Origin of the sequence: Ornithinimicrobium sp. CNJ-824 (assembly GCF_001942405.1) — a bacterium.
GTDB lineage: Bacteria > Actinomycetota > Actinomycetes > Actinomycetales > Dermatophilaceae > Ornithinicoccus > Ornithinicoccus kibberensis.
Window position 1 is genome coordinate 1 of the sequence record NZ_MKKA01000052.1, and the last position, 1,309, is coordinate 1,309.

Genomic DNA, 1,309 nt, shown 5'->3' on the forward strand with positions numbered 1-1,309 from the left:
CTGTGGTTCCCCCCAGATCGTGGAGGGTTTCGGGCTACGCGGCGTCCGGGACGGACGCTGCGGTGGACTGCTCGTAGTTGACGGGTGACATCATGCCAGCCGCGCTGTGGCGGCGCTGGTGGTTATAGAACCCGTAAGCCCAGTCGATGACGACCGCGCGGGCCTGGGCGCGGGTGTCGAACTCGTGCCGGGAGAGAACTTCCCACTCCAGGGATGAGAAGAACGCCTCCGCGGCTGCATTGTCGAAGCACGACCCCACCCGGCCCATCGACTGACGGATCCCCAGGTCGGCGCACAACGTGGTGAACGAGGTCGCCGTGTAGGTCGACCCGCGGTCGGTGTGGAACACGAGACGTTCGGCCTGGTCCTCTCGCCAGATCGCCTCCTTGCCGCCGCGGGCCGTCACGGCCATCCGGATCGCCGCGCACGCCAGCTCAGCGTCGGGGTGGGCACTGGTCGTCGCGCCGAGCAGCCGGCGGGAGTACAGGTCGATGACGGTGGCCAGGTACAGCTTGCCCTCGGCCGTCGGGATCTCAGTGATGTCACCGACCCACCTGCAGTTCGGCGCTGGCGCGGTGAAGTCCCGGCACAGCAGGTCCGGGAACGGCTTCTTGGTCTTGTCTTGCCTGGTCAAGCCACCGCGCCGCTTGATGACGCGGGCGACCAGACCCTGGCGGCGCATCGATTCGGCGACCGTCTTCTCGCTGATCTCCCAGCCGGCGTCGCGCAGGTCGGCATGCAGGCGCGGGGAGCCGTGCAGCCCCTTGGCGTCCTTGAACGCGACCTTCACCGCGCGGTCGACGGAGTCGCGGCGCCGGTCGGTGTCGGTGAACAACCCGCTCGCGGCGCCCGGGCCGTTGGCGCGCTTGATCCACTTGTAGAACCACGCCAGGGAGACCCCTAGCAGGGCGCAGACGAGGGTGTGTGGCACGGCGTAGTTGGTCCTCTGGTCGGCGATGAAGCGTGCCACGCTCACTTCGTCGCCTCCTTCACCCACAGGACCACGGATCGCTTGAGGACATCACGCTCCATCCGCAGCTCGGCGTTCTCCGCGCGCAGACGCTTCAGCTCCTTGTGGTCGTCCTTGGACAGCTCGCCACGGCCCTCGCGTGCGGCGCGGGCCCGCTGGACCCAGTTGCCCAGCGTGCCCTCGTTCACACCGAGATCGCGGGCGACCTGCGCGATCGGCTTGTTCGTCTCCTCGACGATCCGGACCGCTCCCTCACGGAACTCCCGGTCGTACTTCTTCCTTGTCTCTGGCATCTCGATCCTCATTGTGGATGCCTCTACGCTCCGGGGGGGAACCTCA

2 protein-coding genes are annotated in these 1,309 nt (G+C 67.8%); both read right to left on the bottom strand.

Features of this window, described 5'->3' with window-relative positions; all coding sequences use genetic code 11:
• Positions 1-34 precede the first annotated feature (34 nt).
• Positions 35-976 (bottom strand): IS3 family transposase, encoded by a 942-nt coding sequence (locus BJF81_RS12905; protein WP_075958692.1) that lies wholly within the window; start codon positions 974-976, stop codon positions 35-37.
• Positions 973-1,309 (bottom strand): transposase (locus BJF81_RS12910; RefSeq protein WP_237770237.1); only part of this gene is annotated, 337 nt, incomplete at its 5' end. The genes BJF81_RS12905 and BJF81_RS12910, both read right to left, overlap by 4 nt.